General features: G+C 71.2%; 14 protein-coding genes. 9 read left to right on the plus strand and 5 right to left on the minus strand.

Features of this window, described 5'->3' with window-relative positions; genetic code table 11:
- Positions 1-1,113, minus strand: a complete 1,113-nt coding sequence (locus K1T34_RS44355; RefSeq protein WP_255638015.1) for a pyridoxal-phosphate dependent enzyme — start codon at positions 1,111-1,113, stop codon at positions 1-3.
- A 160-nt stretch (positions 1,114-1,273) separates the two neighbouring features.
- Here K1T34_RS44355 and K1T34_RS44360 point away from each other — a divergent pair, with 160 nt between their 5' ends.
- From K1T34_RS44360 to ligD, 5 genes are all read left to right on the plus strand, one after another.
- Complete coding sequence (locus K1T34_RS44360; RefSeq protein ID WP_220240620.1) at positions 1,274-3,322, plus strand: MDR family MFS transporter; 2,049 nt, start codon at positions 1,274-1,276, stop codon at positions 3,320-3,322.
- 158 nt (positions 3,323-3,480) lie between these two features.
- On the plus strand, positions 3,481-4,968 hold the full coding sequence (locus tag K1T34_RS44365; RefSeq protein ID WP_255638016.1) for a hypothetical protein: 1,488 nt from the start codon (positions 3,481-3,483) through the stop codon (positions 4,966-4,968).
- A gap of 34 nt (positions 4,969-5,002) precedes the next feature.
- Positions 5,003-6,538, plus strand: coding sequence for a hypothetical protein (locus K1T34_RS44370; protein WP_255638017.1), 1,536 nt, complete (start codon positions 5,003-5,005; stop codon positions 6,536-6,538).
- Between the two features lie 13 nt (positions 6,539-6,551).
- A complete protein-coding gene (locus K1T34_RS44375) occupies positions 6,552-8,069 on the plus strand; it encodes a hypothetical protein (RefSeq protein WP_255638018.1) in 1,518 nt (505 codons plus the stop codon).
- A 35-nt stretch (positions 8,070-8,104) separates the two neighbouring features.
- Positions 8,105-9,046, plus strand: coding sequence for a non-homologous end-joining DNA ligase (gene ligD, locus K1T34_RS44380; protein WP_220240621.1), 942 nt, complete (start codon positions 8,105-8,107; stop codon positions 9,044-9,046).
- A gap of 3 nt (positions 9,047-9,049) precedes the next feature.
- Here ligD and K1T34_RS44385 read toward each other — a convergent pair whose 3' ends face one another.
- Together K1T34_RS44385 and K1T34_RS44390 are read right to left on the minus strand one after the other, a co-directional pair.
- Positions 9,050-10,360: a serine hydrolase gene (locus K1T34_RS44385; protein WP_220240622.1), complete on the minus strand. Its 1,311-nt coding sequence runs from the start codon at positions 10,358-10,360 to the stop codon at positions 9,050-9,052.
- Positions 10,361-10,505: 145 nt separating this feature from the next.
- Positions 10,506-11,699: a thiolase family protein gene (locus K1T34_RS44390; protein WP_220240623.1), complete on the minus strand. Its 1,194-nt coding sequence runs from the start codon at positions 11,697-11,699 to the stop codon at positions 10,506-10,508.
- Between the two features lie 152 nt (positions 11,700-11,851).
- Here K1T34_RS44390 and K1T34_RS44395 point away from each other — a divergent pair, with 152 nt between their 5' ends.
- Together K1T34_RS44395 and K1T34_RS44400 are read left to right on the plus strand one after the other, a co-directional pair.
- Positions 11,852-12,289 carry a helix-turn-helix domain-containing protein gene (locus K1T34_RS44395; protein ID WP_220240624.1) on the plus strand — a complete coding sequence of 146 codons (438 nt, stop codon included), beginning with the start codon at positions 11,852-11,854 and terminating at the stop codon, positions 12,287-12,289.
- 97 nt (positions 12,290-12,386) lie between these two features.
- On the plus strand, positions 12,387-13,163 hold the full coding sequence (locus K1T34_RS44400; RefSeq protein WP_220240625.1) for an SDR family oxidoreductase: 777 nt from the start codon (positions 12,387-12,389) through the stop codon (positions 13,161-13,163).
- Here K1T34_RS44400 and K1T34_RS44405 read toward each other — a convergent pair.
- Positions 13,105-13,770, minus strand: coding sequence for a TetR/AcrR family transcriptional regulator (locus K1T34_RS44405; RefSeq protein WP_220240626.1), 666 nt, complete (start codon positions 13,768-13,770; stop codon positions 13,105-13,107). The genes K1T34_RS44400 and K1T34_RS44405 overlap by 59 nt on opposite strands.
- A gap of 248 nt (positions 13,771-14,018) precedes the next feature.
- Positions 14,019-14,288 carry a hypothetical protein gene (locus tag K1T34_RS44410; protein WP_220240627.1) on the minus strand — a complete coding sequence of 90 codons (270 nt, stop codon included), beginning with the start codon at positions 14,286-14,288 and terminating at the stop codon, positions 14,019-14,021.
- Between K1T34_RS44410 and K1T34_RS44415 the strand changes: the two genes are divergently transcribed.
- Both K1T34_RS44415 and K1T34_RS44420 read left to right on the plus strand, forming a co-directional pair.
- Positions 14,185-15,108 carry a lipase family protein gene (locus K1T34_RS44415; RefSeq protein WP_255638846.1) on the plus strand — a complete coding sequence of 308 codons (924 nt, stop codon included), beginning with the start codon at positions 14,185-14,187 and terminating at the stop codon, positions 15,106-15,108. The two genes, K1T34_RS44410 and K1T34_RS44415, sit on opposite strands and share 104 nt — an antisense overlap.
- Positions 15,109-15,322: 214 nt before the next feature.
- The gene (locus tag K1T34_RS44420) at positions 15,323-17,683 is read left to right on the plus strand and encodes a glycoside hydrolase N-terminal domain-containing protein (protein WP_220240629.1); all 2,361 of its coding nucleotides are present in this window, start codon (positions 15,323-15,325) and stop codon (positions 17,681-17,683) included.
- The last annotated feature ends 43 nt before the right edge of the window (positions 17,684-17,726 follow it).

Here is a 17,726-nt window from a genome sequence, read left to right on the forward strand (position 1 = left end):
TCAGATGAGCGTGCTCATCGTGGTGGCCGCCTTCAGCCCCGAGCCGGTGAGGATGACGGCGGTCCTCTCTCCGGGCGCGAGCACGCCGTCGGCGCGGAAGAGGTCGACGGCGGCCGCCGCGGTGGCGCTGGTCGGCTCGGCGTAGAGGCCGATCCGCGGGAGCTCCCGCGCGGCGCGGGCGATCTCGTCCTCGGCGATCGCCACCGTCGCCCCGCCCGAGCGGCGAATCGCGGCGAGCACCTCGGGGAGGCGGACCGGTTCGCGGATGGCGGTGCCCTCGGCGATCGTCGGCGTGAACTGCGTCGGCACGGCACTGTCGGCACCGGCGCGGAAGGCGGCGTCGATCGGCGCGCAGTTCGCGGGCTGCGCGACGAGCAGGCGCGGCCGCTTCGCGATCGCGCCGGAGGCGAGCAGCTCGCCGAACCCCAGGTCGAGGCCGAGGACGATGCTGCCCGCGCCGGCCACGGTCACGACCGTGTCCGGCGCGGTGTACCCGAAGTCCTCCCACAGCTCGTACGCGAGGGTTTTGGTGCCCTGCAGGAAAAACGGGTGCCAGTTGTGGCTCGCGTAGGTGGTTTCACCGGATCGGCGCAGGGCTTCGGCGGCGGTGTCGTCGCGGGTGCCCGGCACGAGGTCCACGGTCGCGCCGTACGCGCGGCTCTGCAGGATCTTCGCGGGCGACGTCGCCTCCGGCGCGAGGATCGTGGCCGCGATGCCCGCGGCGGCCGCGTAGGCCGACACCGAGGAACCGCCGTTGCCGGAGCTGTCTTCGAGGACCTCGCGCACGCCGGCTTGGGCGAGTGCCGAGAGCATGACGCTGCTGCCGCGGTCCTTGAAGCTCCCCGTGGGGCTGAACCACTCGAGCTTGAACCGCGTGTCGTGCCCGCGCCACGGGCGCTCGACCAGCGGCGTGCAGCCCTCGCCGAGCGAGATCGGCCGCAGATCGCCGGGCAGCGCGGCGCGGTAGCGCCACAGCGACCGCGTGGCGGTGTCCACCTGCTCGCGCGTGATGCCCGGCAGCGCTTCCACGGTGAGCGGCGCGCCGTCGTCCCCGCACCAGCGCAGTGCGTCGAGCGGGTAGCGGCGGCCGGAGCGTTCGTCCACGTAGTCCACGAGGGACACTCTGGCCACGCTCACGCGTCCGGTCAATGTGACGGTCGCCGGAGCCTCGGACCTGCCCGGTGTCACCGGAACGAGTGGCTATCCACAGTGGACACCTCGCCCTACGGTGGACCCGCGGGAACGACCGCCGAGCGGGTGACGAGGAGGGCGCATGACGGCCACCGCCGAGGTGACGCAGGAGGAGCCGGCCGCGCTGGGGGCCGGGTTGTCGCGGCGGAAGATCAACGCGGTGTTCGGCGCGGTGCTGCTCGGCATGCTGCTCGCGGCGCTGGACCAGACGATCGTGGGCACCGCGTTGCCCACGATCGTGGGTGACCTCGGCGGGGCGGGGCACCTGTCGTGGGTCGTCACCGCGTACTTGCTGGCCGAGACGATCATGACCGTGGTCGTCGGCAAGCTCGGCGACCTGTTCGGGCGCAAGCTGATGTTCCAGCTGTCCGTCGTGATCTTCGGGGTCGGGTCCTTCTTCTGCGGCTTCGCCGACAGCATGGTGTGGCTCATCGTGTGGCGGGCCGTGCAGGGACTGGGCGGCGGCGGCCTCATGGTGACCTCGACAGCGCTCATCGCCGACGTCGTGCCACTGCGCGAGCGCGGCAAGTACCAAGGCGCGCTCGGCTCGGTGTTCGGCGTGGTGACCGTGGCCGGGCCGATGCTCGGCGGCTTCTTCGTGGACCACCTGTCGTGGCGCTGGGCGTTCTACGTGAACATCCCGCTGGTCGTCGTGGTGCTCATCGTGGCCGCGTCCGCGATGCCCAACGCGCGAGCCGCCCTCAAGCCCGTGATCGACTACCTCGGCATCCTGCTCATCGGCCTCGCCGCCACCGGGCTGACGCTCGTCACGAGCTGGGGCGGCACCACGTACGCGTGGGGCTCGCCGACGATCATCGGGATGGCGGTCGGCTCGATCGTGCTGCTCGGGCTGTTCGTGCTGGTGGAGCTCCGGGCGAAAGAACCGATGCTGCCGATGCGGCTGTTCCGGAACCCCGTGTTCACCGTGGCCGGGATCATGAGTTTCGTCGTCGGCTTCGCGATGCTCGGGGCGCTGTCCTACCTGCCCACTTACATGCAGTACGTGCAAGGCGTCTCGGCGACGTCGTCCGGGGTGCGGCTGCTGCCGATGGTGCTGGCATTGCTGTTCGCGTCGATCCTTTCGGGTAACCTCGTGAGCCGCACGGGCCGGTACAAGATCTTCCCGCTGGTGGGCTCCGCCCTGATGACAGCCGGGCTCTACCTGCTCTCGCGCCTCGACCCGGACACCGGGTTCTGGGAGTCGGCGCTGTACATGGCGGTGCTGGGTCTCGGGATCGGCCTCGGCATGCAGGTCCTCACCATCGCGGTGCAGAACACGGTCGACTACCGCGACCTCGGCGTCGCCACGTCCGGCGTCACGTTCCTGCGGTCTATCGGCAGCTCGTTCGGCGCGGCGATCTTCGGCACGGTCTACGCCAACCAGCTCGGCCCGAACCTGGCCGGCGCTCTCGCGGCGCACCCCCTGCCGCCGGGAGTCGATCCGCGGGCGACGCAGGTGCCGCAGGCGTTGCACCAGCTTCCCCCGGCGGTGTCACAGCCCGTGATCGCCGCGTACAGCGATTCACTGCATGTGGTGTTCTTGTCGGCCGCTCCGGTGGGCCTCGTCGCGCTGGCGCTGGCGTTCTTCCTCAAGGAGGTGCCGCTGCGTGACACGTCCAGGGCGGCCGCACCCGATCTCGGCGACGGGTTCGCGATGCCCGAGGCGCGCGACCACGACCGCGAGCTGGAACGGGCCGTCGCCACGCTCTTCTTCCGCGAGCGGCGCAAGGTCGCGCCCGCCATCGCGGCGCGCTCCGGTTCCGATCTCGACCACGGTGGCCTGTGGTGTCTCGTGCAGGTCCACCTGCGTGAACGCCGTGGCGAACCGGCGACGCTCACGGCGATCGGGCAACACTACGGCGTGCCTTCGCAGGTGCTGGAACCCGCGTTCGCGCGGCTGGAGCTCACCGGGTACCTCAGGTTCTCCGGCGGGAGCTGGGCGCTCACCGCGGCCGGGCGCGAGGAGTTCGGCAAGCTCGTGCGCGCCTGGCGCGACTGGCTGGCCGAGCGGCTCGCCGACTGGGGCACCGGCGACCGCGCCGAGCTCGACGCCGCGATCGGCCGCGTCGCCGCGCGCGTGCTCGACCAGAGCGCTGACGCTGAGCGCACGGGCCGCCACGCTCTGATCTGAAAAAACGGGGACGTTACGGGCGGGGCGTTAACATCGCCGGAACGAACACCCCCTACTGTTCCCGGACCATGTCGGTGGATGAGTCAGTGGTCACGATCCCGGAAGACGCGGACAGCCGTGTGGAGCCCCACACCAGCAGTGCCGTACGGTCACGCTCCGTGCGCTTCCGTTGGCTGCCCTGGGCCGCGGCTCTCCTGGGCCTGTTGTCGTTCCTCCTCGTGCGCGGGAGCCTGACCGACGACGGGTACATCACCCTCGCCTACGCGAAGAACCTCGCGCTCCACGGCGAATGGGCGCTGGTGCCGGGCATCACGGCGAACTCGGCGACCTCGCCGCTCGACGTGCTGCTGCTCGGGCTGCTCACGCTCGTCACGCGGGTCAGCGGTGCGGCTCACCCGGTGGTCGCGCTCGGCGCGCTCACCGTGCTCTCGTCCGCCGCCATCGGCTGGGCGTGGCAGCGCCTGGCGCGCTCGTTCGGGCTGGCGACGTGGGTCGGCCTGCTCGGCGTGGTGATCGTGGTCGTGAACCCGTTCCTCCTTTCGGCCACGGGCCTCGAGGTCCTGCTGGTGCCGGCGATCCTCCTGTGGCTCACGGTGTTCGCCGTCGAGGGCCGGCCGGTCCTGTTCGGGGTGTTCGCGGCGCTGACGGTGCTCACCCGCCTCGACCTGGTCGTGTTCGTCCTCATCATCACGTTCGGCACGCGCGCCATCCGGCAGCATTTCTGGCGCGCGTTCGGCACGGCCGTGCTGGTCGCCGCGCCGTGGTTCCTGTTCAGCTGGTTCGCGCTCGGCTCGTTCATCCCCGACACCCTGGTCATCAAGCAGGACCAGGAAGGCCTCTTCGGCGCCTGGGGCTACTTCAGCGGCCCGGTGATGTACTTCCTGTACCAGCCGGTGACGGTGATCTTCACGTTCGCCGCGGCGGTCGCGGGTGCCGTGATCCTGCTGGCCTGGCTCGGGCTGCGCTTCGCGCGTCGCTGGGAGGACTTCCCGGCTCTGGCGCCGGTCGTCGGGCTCGGCCTGGGCGGCGTCGTCTACTACATCGTGTACTCGACGCTCGGCGTCGGCCCGTACCACTGGTACTACGTGACGCCGACGGCCACGATCGGGTCGTTCGCCGTGCTCATGACCGGCATCTGGCTGGCTGAGTCCGGCCGTCGGCCGCGGCTGCGCAAAGCCGCGCCGCTCACGGCGCTGGGTCTGGCCTGGGTGACCGCGCTCGGCATGGTGTCGATCGACCTCGCGCAGGGCGTGCCGTGGCCCTCGCCGGTCATCTTCGGCAACTGGGCGAGCTCGACCGACTACGCGCGGGTGGGCCGCGAGCTCGGGCAGCGGCTCAACGGCGCGTCGGTGGCGGGGCCGGGGGAGATCGGCACGCTCGCGTACTACTGCGACTGCCAGATCCTCGACGTGTTCTCCGACCGCAGCCAGGTCGCGTCGATCGTGCGCAAGCGGATCGCGGAGGACGGCGCCGTCTCGCGGCTCGGCCTGCGCATCAACTACCACTGGTTCGACCGGAATCAGCCGCCGCGCCAGGTAGACTACCGGCTTCTTTACGGCAAGGGCCCGGCTTCGGGACCCGACTCGTGGACGGTGTACTCGGCCGCCAAGGGCATCGGGCACTTCACGCTGGAGCCCGCGCGCTGAGACCCTGCCCGACCCCTCCCGACGAGGAGTCCGCGTGGCATCGACCAGCACCACCGCACCCGGCGACGTCGAGGACGCCGGACCGGCACCGCGCCGCCACGGCGTGCTCGCGCTCGTGGTCGCCGTGCTCTCGGCCGGCGCGTTCGCGTTGTTCCGCAACCACCTGATCGACGACACCTTCATCACGCTGTCTTATGCCCGCAACCTCGCTTTCCACGGGCACTGGGGCCTGATCGAGCTGGGCACGTCGAACACGGCGACCTCGCCCTTGAGCGTGCTGGTGCTGGCCGGGCTGACGCTGGTGGTGCGCGACGCCGTGGTGGCCGCGGCGATCCTGTACGTGCTGTGCCAGGTCGTGATCGCCGTCGGCCTGGCCCGCCTGGGTGACCGGGCGGGCCTGCCGCGGTGGTTCTCGCCGCTGGCGGTCGCGCTGCTCACCGTGAACCCGCTGCTGATCTCGTCGATCGGGCTCGAGGTCGAGTTCGGCGTGGCGGCGGTGGTGTGCCTGCTGGTGTTCTCGGCCGAGCGGCGGCCGGTGCTCGTCGGCGTGGCCACGGGCGTGCTCGTGCTCATCCGGGTGGACCTGGTGCTGATCGCGATCGTGGTGGTCCTCCTGCGGGTGCGGTTCTGGGCCGGGCTCGGCAAGTCGCTGCTGACGGCGGTGGTCGTCGCGCTGCCGTGGTTCGTGTTCAGCTGGTTCGTGCTCGGGTCCGCGGTGCCGGACACGCTGATCATCAAAACGCTGCAGAAGTCCTGGGGCGCCTACGGGTTCTCGAACGGCCCCGCGCTGTACGAGAGCGTTTTCCCTGGGGCGACGTGGCTTTCGTTCCTCCCGGCGGCGCTGGGCGTGGTCGCTTTCGCCGTCTGGCTCCTCACGCTGGTGCGGCGCGGCCCCGCGGCGAGGACACTGCTGCCGTTCGTGGCGCTGGTGCCGGCCGGGGTCGTGCACTACCTGGCGTACTCGCGGCTACACGTACCGCCTTATCACTGGTACTACGCGCCGAGCATCGCCGTGACCACGCTCTTCTTCGCCGCAGCAGTCGCCGCCGTGGCCGGGCGCGCACCGGCGGTGGCCCGCTGGACGGCCGGGGCGCCCGCGGTGCTGGCGGCGGTCGGGCTCGTGGTCGTGAGCGCGGCGTTCTACGCGTGGGGCGGGCTGCCACGGCCGTTCGCGCCGATCATGTCCAACCACACCACCACCGCCGAGTACGAGCGAATCGGGCCGGAGCTGGGCCGGCTCGTCGGTACCGGCACGGTGCGCAGCGGCGGGGAGATCGGGGTGCTCGCATACAGCTGCGGCTGCTCGATCGTGGACCTGTTCGACGACCGCGGCGCGGTCGGCCCGGCGATCGCGCAGCGCGAGGCGACCATGGGCTCGTTCGGCCGCAAGCTCGTCGACCTTAACTTCCACTACTTCGACTACGGCGCGGTGGCCGTGAAGCCCGAGTACGCGCTGGTCCCGACCTCGGTCGGCGCGACCGCGCCGGCAAACGTGCTGGCGCAGTGGCGGATCGCGTCGCCATGGGCCGGCGAGCAGGTGCTCTACCTCGTGCGCGGCGACGGGACCTGACGTGGGCCGGGCCGTGGCCCCTGGGCGTCTCCCGGCCGAGCCGGGGGAGCCCGCGAGACGCGGCCGTGGCCGGGCGGTGCTGTGGCCGGCCACGGTGGCCGCGGTCTCGGCCGTGGTGTTCCTCGGCGTCAAGGGAAGCCTGATCGACGACTCGTTCATCACGCTCGGGTACGCGCGCAACCTCGCTGAGCACTTCCACTGGGGCCTGGTCGAGGCCGAGACGGCGAACTCGGCGACCTCGCCGTTGAACGTCCTGCTGCTCGCGCTCGGCGGCACGCTCACGCGGGTCGCGGGCGGCCAGGTCCACCCGGTGGCCGGCGCGGGACTCGTGTTCGTGGCGGAGATGACAGCCGTGGGCTGGGGGTTCGCGCGCATCACCCGGGCGCTGCGGCTGCCGTTTTTCACGGCTGTGGCGGGGACGGCGGCGATCCTGGTCAACCCGTTCGTTCTGTCGGCGACGGGGCTGGAGGTGCACCTGATTTCGGCGGTGCTGGTCCTGCTCACGGCGTACGCGCTGGAGGGCCGGGCGATCGGGTTCGGCGTGGTGGCCGGGCTCGCGGTGCTGGTGCGGCTGGATCTGGTGGTTTTCGTGGTGCTGTTCGCGCTGGGGGTCGGCGCGCTGCGGCGCCGGCTGCTGCCCGTAGTGGGCGTGGCGCTCGCGGTGTGCCTGCCGTGGTTCGTCTTCAGCTGGTTCGCGCTCGGCTCGGCGATCCCGGACACCTTCCTGATCAAGACGACGCAGGGCGCGTTCGGCGAGTACACCTATGGCAACGGGCCGGAGTACTACCTCGACCCGAAGCGCTGGAAGGCGACGCTGGTGGCCTTCGCCCCGGCTGCCGCCGGGCTGGTGGCGCTGCTCGGCTGGCTGGGGTGGCTCGTGGTGCGCCGGGAACAGGCCGCGAGGTTCGGGCCGGTGGGTGTGCTGGGTGCGGGAGGGTTGGCGTACTACGGCGCGTACTCGCTGCTCGGCGTGCCGCCCTACCAGTGGTACTACGTGGCGCCGATCGTCGCGCTCACCGTGGTGTTCGTGGTCGCCGCCGGGTGGCTGGCCCGCGGCGGCGCGTTCCGGGTGGGCGTGGCGATCCTGGCGTTGGCGCTCGCGGTGCTGCCGGCCGGATACCTCGACGTGGACCGCGGGGTGCCCTGGACGGCGCCGCCGATCTTCGGGAACTGGGCCACGGCGGCGGACTACGCCCGCGCCGGCCGGGAAATCGGCGCGCGGGTCGGCGACGCGACGGTGGCGGCCCCGCCCGAGATCGGCACCCTCGCGTACTTCTGCGAATGCGCGATGGTCGACACGTTCGCCGACCAGGGCCGCGTCGTCCCGCTGGTGGCGCAGCGCATCGCGGAGGCGGGACCGGTCGGCGGATTCCTGCTGCGGGTGGACTACCACTGGCTCGACACCGCTCGCAGGCCCCGGCCCGTGGACTACCGCCTCGACTGGAGCTGGACGCCGATCTCCGGACCGGACACCTGGCACCTGTCCTCACCGGCGACGGGCGACGGCTGGGTGCGGCTCGTGCGGATCTGATCGCGCCCGCGCCCCGCAGCGGTTACCGTCACGGCATGGCGAAAGACTCGGCGGTGGAGGTCGCGGTCGGGGACCGCATGGTGCGCATCTCCAACCCGGACCGGGTGTACTTCCCGGCCCGGGGCGAGACAAAGCTGGACCTGGTGAACTACTACCTGTCGGTGGGCGAGGGCATCGTGCGCGCCCTGCGGGAGCGCCCGTGCATGCTGCACCGGTTCCCTTCGGGCGTCGCGGGGGAGAAGGTGCACCAGAAGCGTGTGCCGAACGGTGCGCCGCCGTGGCTGGAGACCGTGCGGGTGCACTTCCCGCGCTACGGCCGCTACGCCGACGAGCTGTGCGTGACGGAGGCGGCGCACGTCGCGTGGGCGGTGCAGATGTCCACTGTGGAGTTCCACCCGTGGAACTCGCGTCGCGCGGACACGGAAAAGCCCGACGAGTGGCGGATCGACCTCGACCCGATGCCCGACTGTCCCTTCGACACGGTCCGCAGCGTCGCGCACGTCGTCCATGAGGTGCTGGACGAGCTCGGCGCCGTCGGCTGGCCGAAAACCTCCGGCGGGAGCGGGCTGCACGTCTACGTGCGCATCGAACCCCGCTGGGGCTTCGCCGACGTGCGCCGCGCGGCGCTGGCCTTCGCGCGCGAGGTGGAGCGGCGCGCGCCCGACGAGGTCACGACCACGTGGTGGCGCAAGGACCGCGATCCGAAGAAGCTTTTCGTGGACTACAACCAGAACGCGCGTGACCACACGATCGCCAGCGCGTACTCCGTGCGCGGCGTGCCGGAGGGCACCGTGTCGACGCCCATCCGCTGGGACGAGGTCGACGACGTCGAGCCGCGCGAGTGCACCATCGCCACAGTGCCCGCGCGCTTCGCGGAGCTGGGCGACCTCCACGCGGGTATCGACGACGCGGTGTTCTCCCTGGAGCCCCTGCTGGAGTGGGCCGACCGCGACGGCCTGGAAGCCGATGACTCTTGATGATCAGGCGATCCGGGTGGCGGCGGCTCCGTTGTGCAGGAAGCGGGCTCGGCCGTGCTCGCCCGAGCCGACCAGGGACAGGACCTGGTGGCCGTCGAACTTCGGCTCGAGCGTGATGATCGTGCTGTCGCCGAGGCGGACGACCTCGACGCGGCTCTCGCGCTTGCCGAGGAGGGACGCGGCGAGCTCGCTTCGAGGGTGGTAGGTGAGAAACGCGCGGTCGTTCTCGACGGCGAGGGCGATGTCGTACAGCGTGGTGCGGTAGGTGCCGCACATGCGGTCCGCGTCGATCGGAGTGGGGTTCGCGGGCGGCACGGGGAGCGGTGCCGTCCCGACGCCGGCGAGCTCCCCGAGCACCGTGCTGAAGATTTCGTGCGCCAGCGGTTCACCGCCCGCGCTGTTGGTCAGCACCGCCACCGCGACGCCGGCCGAGGGGACGACGCGCAGGAACGCCTTTTGTCCTTTGGAGACGCCGGTGTGGCCGAGCACGCGGTCCTGGTAGAGCATCCAGCCGAGCCCCCAGCCGAGGATGCCGCCGCCGAAGTCCGGGACGGACTCGAGCTGGGGTTCGCGCAGTGCCGCGAGCGTCTCGTCGGTGAGGTGCAGGCGGACGAACTCCAGCAGGTCGCGCGCACTCATCGCGAGGTGCGAGCCGCTGGGCACGCAGTGGTAGCGGGCCGCCCACGACGTGGTGGGCACGAGCTCTCCGCCGGCCTCGACGTGGCCGACCGCGGCGCGGTGCAGGATCGCCTCGTACGGGTCGGTGGCGACGGACCGCAGCCCCAGCGGTGCCACGAGGTGTTCGCGCAGCACGTCGTGGAAACGCTTGCCGCGCACCACCTCCACGAGCCTGCCGAGCAGCGCGTACCCGCTGTTGGAGTAGGAGAAGAGCGTGCCTGGTGGAAGGAGCTGGTCCGCGTCGGCGAGGGCGGCGACGAACTTCTCGATCGCGTCGTCGTTGCGACCGGTGTCGGCGTAGTGGTTGCCGTCGAGGCCGCCGGTGTGGGTGAGCAGGTGGCGGGCGGTCAGCAATGCGGTGGCGGCCGCGTCGTTCAGCCGGAAACCGGGCACGTACTCGCGAACGGGACGGTCGAGATCCAGCACGCCCTCGCTCACCAGTTGCCGGACCAGGGTGGCGGTCCAGATCTTGGTGATCGAGCCGATCTTGAACACCGAGTCGGACGTGGTCTCGACTCCCGTGCGCAGGCTCAGCACACCCGCGGCCTCGTCCCGGATCTTCCCGTCGGCCAGCACAGCCACCTGCGCGCCCGGTACGTCGTACTTCGTGATGAGCTCGCCCAGGTTCCACCCCATCCCGGCAACCTAGCGGCCGTTGCACCCGCGAGATCGCGCCGGCTTCCCGATTGTGTGGTGCGATCGGCCCCCGGCCGATCCGACCGCACAATCGGGAAGCCGGCTCAAAGGCGATCTCGCACGCCCCGACGGAGTCGGGGCAGAGTTACAGCCGTTCGATGATGGTCGCGTTGGCGAGGCCGCCGGCTTCGCACATGGTTTGCAGGCCGTAGCGGCCGCCGGTCTGCTCCAGTACGGACAGCAGCGTCGTCATGAGACGCCCGCCGCTCGCGCCGAGGGGGTGGCCGATCGAGATGGCGCCGCCGTTGACGTTGACCTTGTTCAGGTCCGCACCGAGCTCCGCCTGCCACGCCAGCACGACGCTGGCGAAGGCTTCGTTGACCTCGAACGCGTCGATGTCAGACAGCTTCAACCCTGCGCGGTCGAGCACCTTGCGGGTCGCGGGGATCACGCCGGTGAGCATGTAGAGCGGGTCGTCGCCGACCACCGAGAACGAGTGCAGGCGCGCCCTCGGCTTGAGGCCGAGCTTCTTCGCCGTGTCGCTGCTGGTGATGAGCACCGCGGAGGCGCCGTCGTTGATCGGCGAGGAGTTGCCCGCCGTCACGCGCCAGTCGATCTGCGGGAAGCGCTCCGACCAGAGGTCGGCCTTGAACGCCGGCTTGAGGCCCGCGAGGACCTCGGACGTGGTGCCCGGGCGCACCGACTCGTCGGTGGTCACGTCGACGAGCGTGCCGTCGGGGCCCGGCGCCTTGAGCGCGGCGACCTCGCCGGCGAACTTGCCGTCGGCCCAGGCCTGGGCCGCGCGGCGGTGGCTCTCGGCGGAGTACGCGTCGAGCTGCTCACGCGAGAAGCCCCACTTGGCGGCGATGAGCTCCGCGCTGATGCCCTGTGGCACGAGGCCCTCGGGGTAACGGGCGGCGACACCGGCGCCGAACGGGTCCATGCCGGCCATCTGGCTGCCCATCGGCACGCGGCCCATGGACTCGATGCCGGAGGCGATGGCGATGTCGTAGGCGCCGCTCAACACACCCTGCGCGGCGAAGTGGATGGCCTGCTGGCTGCTGCCGCACTGGCGGTCGACGGTCACGGCGGGCACCGACTCCGGCAGCCCCGCGGCGAGCGCGGCCCAGCGCGCGGTGTTCATGCTCTGCTCGCCGATCTGCCCGACCGCGCCGCTGATCACGTCGTCGATCAGCGCGGGGTCGATGCCGGTGCGTTCGACCAGCGACCGGATGGCGTGTGCGTGCAGATCGACCGGGTGGACCCCCGCCAGCTGCCCCGTGGGCTTGCCCTTGCCGATCGGTGTCCGCACCGCGTCGACGATGACCGCGTCCCTCATGACCTGCCTCCTTGCATAGCCGCTTGATCCCGTTGTACGCGTTATGGGTTGGATAACACAACTCACTCGGCGAGGGTTGTCGGCCACCTCACACCCTGGTGGTGACGTGCTAGGTTGGAAATTCCTGCTGGGGTGTAACGGAGGTGGGACGGATGGCAACGCGAGGCCGGGAGTGCTCGATCGCGGACGCGCTCGAGGTGGTCGGCGAGCGGTGGAGCCTGCTCGCGCTCCGGGAGGTCCTGCTGGGCGAGCGGCGGTTCAACCAGATCGCCGAGAACACCGGGGCCAGCCGCGACATCCTGGCGGCGCGGCTGCGCAAGCTGGTCGACGCCGGCGTGCTCGAGAAGCGCCAGTACGAGGACCACCCGCCGCGCTTCGAGTACCTGCCCACGGAGTCCGCGAAGGCGCTCCAGCCGGTGCTGCTCGGCCTGATGCAGTGGGGCGACCGATTCATCCGCCAGGGCCCGCCGCCGACGGTGTACGAGCACGACTGCGGTGAACAGCTGCACGTGAAGAGCGTGTGCGCGCATTGCGGCGAGCCGATCGCGTCGAAAGGCCTGCACGCGGTCCGCGTGGGCGCGGTGCGCTGATCTTCCGCTGAAGCACACGGCTTCCGGGCCGGGCGGGCGCGTGCCAGGATGGCCGCGGAAGCCGTCCGGCCGGGCGGTGGTGCCGGGAAGGGGCGGCGTGCCGGAACGGATCCTGGTGACCGGCGGGACCGGTCAGCTCGGCAGGGTGGTCGTCGAACGCCTGGTGAAGGCGGGGGAGCAGGTGCGCGCGCTGAGCCGCCGGCGCCGCGGTGGAGGCGGCGCCGAATGGGTCGTCGGGGATCTGCGCTCCGGGCGCGGGATCGACACCGCGCTGGCGGGCTGCGACGTCGTTCTGCACTGCGCCACCGATTACCGGCGCGAGGTCGCCACGATGCGCACGCTCGTCGAGGCCGCGCGCTGGACGGGCAACCCGCCGCACGTCGTGTACGTGTCCATCGTCGGCGTCGACCGCGTGCCGCTCGGCTACTACGCGGCGAAGCTCGCCGCCGAGCACGTGCTCGCGAGTTCCGGGCTGCCGCACACGATCCAGCGTGCGACGCAGTTCCACGCGCTCGTGCGCGCCGTGCTCGCGGGCGCGGCCCGGCTGCCGGTGGTCCCGGTGCCGCGCTGGCGGTTCCAGCCCGTGGACGTGCGCGACCTCGCGGTGCGCTTGGCCGAGCTGGCCAAGGCGGAGCCCGCGGGCCGGGCGCCGGACTTCAGCGGACCGGAGGTGCTGGCGGCGGCGGACCTGGCGAAGGCGGTGCTCGCCGCGAGCGGCCGGACCAAACGCGTGCTGCCGGTGCGGCTGCCCGGCGCGTTGTTCCGTGCCTACGCCGACGGCGGCAACCTCGCGCCCGGTCACGCCGACGGGGTGATCACCTTCCGGCAGTACCTGGCGGAGCAGGAGAATCCGGTGGCTCTGCGGTACCACTGACCGCGTGTGGCGAGACCAGCAGCTTCAGCACGTCGGCGAAGAGCGAGTCCGGCACCGCGGACGCTTCGACGCCGCGCTCCACCGCGAGCCCGTTGGACAGCGCCAGCACCACCACCGCGAGCTGTTCCGGCGGCAGCGGCAGCTCGACGCCGTGCTGGGCCGCGGCCCGCGTGATGGCCGCGGTGATGGCGTCGCGCAGCTGCGCCCGGCGCAATGAGAGTCCTTTGTGGACGGCCGGGTTGCGCATCGCGATTCCCCAATACTCCAGCAGAAGCCGGTGCCACGTCGCGTCCGTGTCGACGCCCGCGGCCAGCCGCGCGCCCGCCTCCGCGGTGGCCGCGCCGAGGTCGCTCAGCTCGTCGAACGCCGTGGTGGCCGAACGCATGCGCTCCACGATGTGCTCTTCCATGATGGTGAGCACGAGGTCGTCGCGGCCCTCGAAGTTCGAGTAGACCGCGCCCTTGGTGAGCCCGGCCGCCGCGGCGATGTCGTTGAGCGACGTGGCCGCGATGCCTTGCCGGGCGAACACCTCGCTCGCGGCGTCGATGATCTTGCGCCGGGTCTCGGCGCGGCTCGGGCGACGGCGCGGGGTCCGCGAAGGGGCCATGAGCCGGAGACTACAGCTCCCTCACCTGGACGTTTTTCGTTGACTGTGATCCAGGTCATCTGGTAAGCCTCTGACCCGATACCGCTCGGTATTGAGTTGGAGGTCCCGTGCCCACTGTCAGCGTCGACATCCGCCGAAAGCTCTCCGCCCTCGCCGTCGTCACCGCGATGGCCGCGACGGTCTTTCACGGCCGCCACGCCGTCCGCCACCGCCGCGCCGTCGCCCGGAAATCCCGCGAGCGACCCGTTCTACGCCCAGCCCTCGCCGTTCCCGGAAGTCGCGCCGGGCACCGTGCTCGACTCGCGCCCGGTCACTATCCGGGCGCTGACCCTGCCCGCGCCGGTGCGCGCGTGGCAGGTGAAGTACCGCTCGACCGACACCGACGGTGCCGCCATCGCAGACGTCGCCACGATCATGCAGCCGGTGAACCCGCCGGCGGCCGGCGCGCGCAAGCTCGTGTCGTACCAGACCGCGCAGGACGGGCTGACCACCGACTGCGCGCCTTCATACGTCCTCACCACGGGCACCGCGCTGCCGGCCGAGGAGCTGGCGCTGATGCTTCCGCTGGTCGCGGCCGGTTACACCGTGGTGACCGCCGACTATGAAGGTCCGGACTCCGAGTGGGCGGCCGCCGCCAACGCCGCCCACGGTGTGCTGGACGGGATTCGCGCCGCGCAGTCGTTCCCGCCCGCCGGGCTCGCCGGCCCGCGCACGCCGACGGGCCTGATCGGCTACTCGGGCGGCGCGCTCGCCAGTGAGTGGGCCAACGAGCTGCAGCCGCGGTACGCGCCGGAGCTGAAGTTCGCCGGGGTCGCCGCCGGCGGCGTGCCCGCGGACCTCGACTACATCGCCCGCCACATCGACGGCGGCCCGTTCGCGGGCATCTACGTGGGCGCCGCCGTCGGGCTGGCCCGCGCATACCCGGAGATCGACACGGACACGCTGCTCAACGCGCGTGGCAAGCAGGCGTTCACCGAGGTCGGCGACCAGTGCATCGCGCAGTTCACGGTCGGACAGGCATTCCGGCGGATGCGCGACTACACGACCGTGCCGCAACTGCTCGAGGTGCCCGCGGTGAAGCGCGTGATCGCCGAGAACACCATGGGGCGCTTCAAGCCCGGCTCGCCGGTCTACGTCTACCAGGGCGTGTTCGACGAGCTGGCGTTCTCGCCGCCGGTGGACAAGCTCGTGCGCACGTACTGCGCGCAGGGCGCCGCGGTGCAGTACCGCCGGATCCCGATCGGCGACCACGTGACGGTGGCGGTGCAGGGCGCGCCCGGCGCGCTGGCCTACCTCGCCGACCGGCTGGCGGGCAAGTCCGCGCCCAGCACTTGCTGAGCGCGCTCGGGTGGCGGTCCCCGCCGGCGGAGGCACCGCCACCCGAGTCCTCCGAGGGGTTTGATCCGGCTCCGCCGGAAACCGATCCGTCTCCGTCGTTGGCGGGAAATAATTCCGAAGAATCTTGACCAGGTTCGGGCAGACATCCTATCTTTGGCGAGCTTCAGGCCTCGCTCACGGCCGGATTCCGCCTTCGACGACGAACGGACCTGTCATGTCGGACCTCTCCTCCCCACCCTCCCGTCGGACCTTTCTCAAGCTCGGTGGCGCCGTCGGCGCGGGCTTCGCCTTGAGCGGGTTTCACCCGTTCACAGCGCAAGCGTCGCCCGCGCGACCGCCGGTCGCCGACCTCGTCTCGGACAACGCCGCGACCACGCTCTGGTACCCGGCGCCGGCCGTCGAGTCGCACGTGATCGAGCAGGCGCTGCCGATCGGCAATGGTCGGATCGGTGGCCTCGTCGGCGGTGACCCCGCGGCCGACTACGTGTACTTCACCGACTCGTCGCTCTGGACCGGCGGGCTCAACGACACGGTGCAGGACGACGGCCAGCTGCCCTACGGCAAGGACGACTTCGGCAGCTTCGGTCTCCTGGCCAAGGTGCGGCTGAAGTTGCCCGCCCACACGGGCGTCAGCGGCTACCGGCGAACCCTGGACCTCAGCAACGGCCTCGTCACGGCGACCTACGGCCTGCGTGGCGCGACCTACCGGCGTGAGGTCTACGCGAGCTACCCCGACGACGTCGTGGTGATCCGGCTGACGCAGCAGGGCGGTGGTTCCTACACCGGTTCGGTGACGCTGGAAGGCACTCGCGACGAGAAGCCGACGACGGGCGGCGGCGCCGTCTCGCTCGGCGGCACGTTCGCGAACGGCCTGAAGTACAGCAGCGCCGTCACGGCCGCGTCGAAGGGCGGGCGCGTTGCCGTCTCGGGCACGGAGGTGACCTTCACCGGCTGCAGCGAAGTGGTGATCGTGGTCTGCGGCGGCACGAACTACGTGCCCGACGCCGCGCGGCAGTACCTCGACGCCGGGGCGGACCCGGCTTCCGTGGCCGTCGGCAAGGTGAAGGCCGCGGCCGCCGCGTCCGGCACCGCGCTGCTCGCGACCCACGTGCAGGACTACCGCAAGCTGTTCGACCGCATGAAGGTCGACCTCGGGCAGTCGCCGGCCAACCGGCGCACCCTCGACTCGTGGTCGCGCATCGCGGTGCGCTACACCGACCCGGGCACGCCGGACCCGGAGCTCGAGGCGAGCTACGTGCAGTTCGGCCGGTACCTGACGATCACCGGCTCCCGCAGCGGTCTCCCGATCAGCCTCCAGGGCCTGTGGCTCAACAACAACTCGCCCGACTGGTACAGCGACTACCACACCGACATCAACCTGGAGATGAACTACTGGCTCGCCGACCGCGCGGGCCTGAAGGAGTGCTTCACCGCCCTGGCGGACTACTGCCTCGCGCAGCTGCCCTCGTGGACCGACACGACGAAGCGGCTGTTCAACGACCCGCGCAACCGGTTCCGCAACAGCACCGGCAAGATCGCCGGCTGGGCGATCGCGTTCTCCACCAACATCTACGGCGGCTCCGGCTGGGTGTGGCACCCGGCGGGCAACGCGTGGCTGTCCAACAACTTGTGGGACCACTACGAGTTCACCCAGGACAAGGCCTACCTCGAGAAGGTCTACCCGGTGCTCAAGGGCGCGACGGAGTTCTGGGAGGCGCGCCTGGTCACGAAGAACATCGACGGCAAGGACTACCTGGTCAGCGACACCGACTGGTCGCCAGAGCAAGGGCCGGACGCGCAGGGCAACACCTACTCCCAGGAACTCGTCCACGACCTGTTCGGGCACTTCACGCAGGCGACGCAGATCCTCGGGCGCGACGGCGACTACGGCAAGACGATCACGGGGATGCGCGACCGGCTGCACCTGCCGACCGTCAGTCCGGTCACCGGCTGGCTGCAGGAGTGGCTCTCGCCGGAGAACCTGGGGGAGACCACCCACCGGCATCTCTCGCCGCTCATCGGGTTCTTCCCCGGCGACCGCATCAACACCGACACCGCGTCGAAGGAACTGATCGACGGGGTGCGCAACCTGCTGATCGCCCGCGGGATGGACACCTTCGGCTGGGGCTGCGCGTGGCGCTCCGCGTGCTGGGCCCGGCTCAAGGACGCCGACCGCGCGTACCAGCTCTTCCTCACGGTGCTGCGGCCCTCGTTCAACAACGGCAACGGCACGGCAGCCAACTTCTTCGACATGTACAGCCAGGGCAGCTACACGATCTTCCAGATCGACGCGAACCTCGGCGGGCCGGCCGCGGTACTGGAAATGCTGCTGTACTCGCGCTCGGGTGTGATCGAGCTCCTGCCCGCGCTGCCGTCGGCCTGGGCGGAGTCCGGGCACGTGACCGGCATCGGCGCCCGCGGCGGGTTCGAGGTCGACCTCGAATGGCGGCGGGGCAAGGTCACGAAGGCGGTCGTGCGCAGCGTCGGCGGCACCGAGACCGAACTGCGCGCCGGTACCTGGAAGCAGCAGATCCGGCTGCGCCCGGGCCAGTCGATCACCGTCACCCCGCGGTGACCGGACGGGCGCCGGAGGGTTCCCGTCCGCACCTTCCGGCGCC

This window comes from Amycolatopsis sp. DSM 110486 (assembly GCF_019468465.1).
In the GTDB taxonomy this organism is placed as follows: domain Bacteria; phylum Actinomycetota; class Actinomycetes; order Mycobacteriales; family Pseudonocardiaceae; genus Amycolatopsis.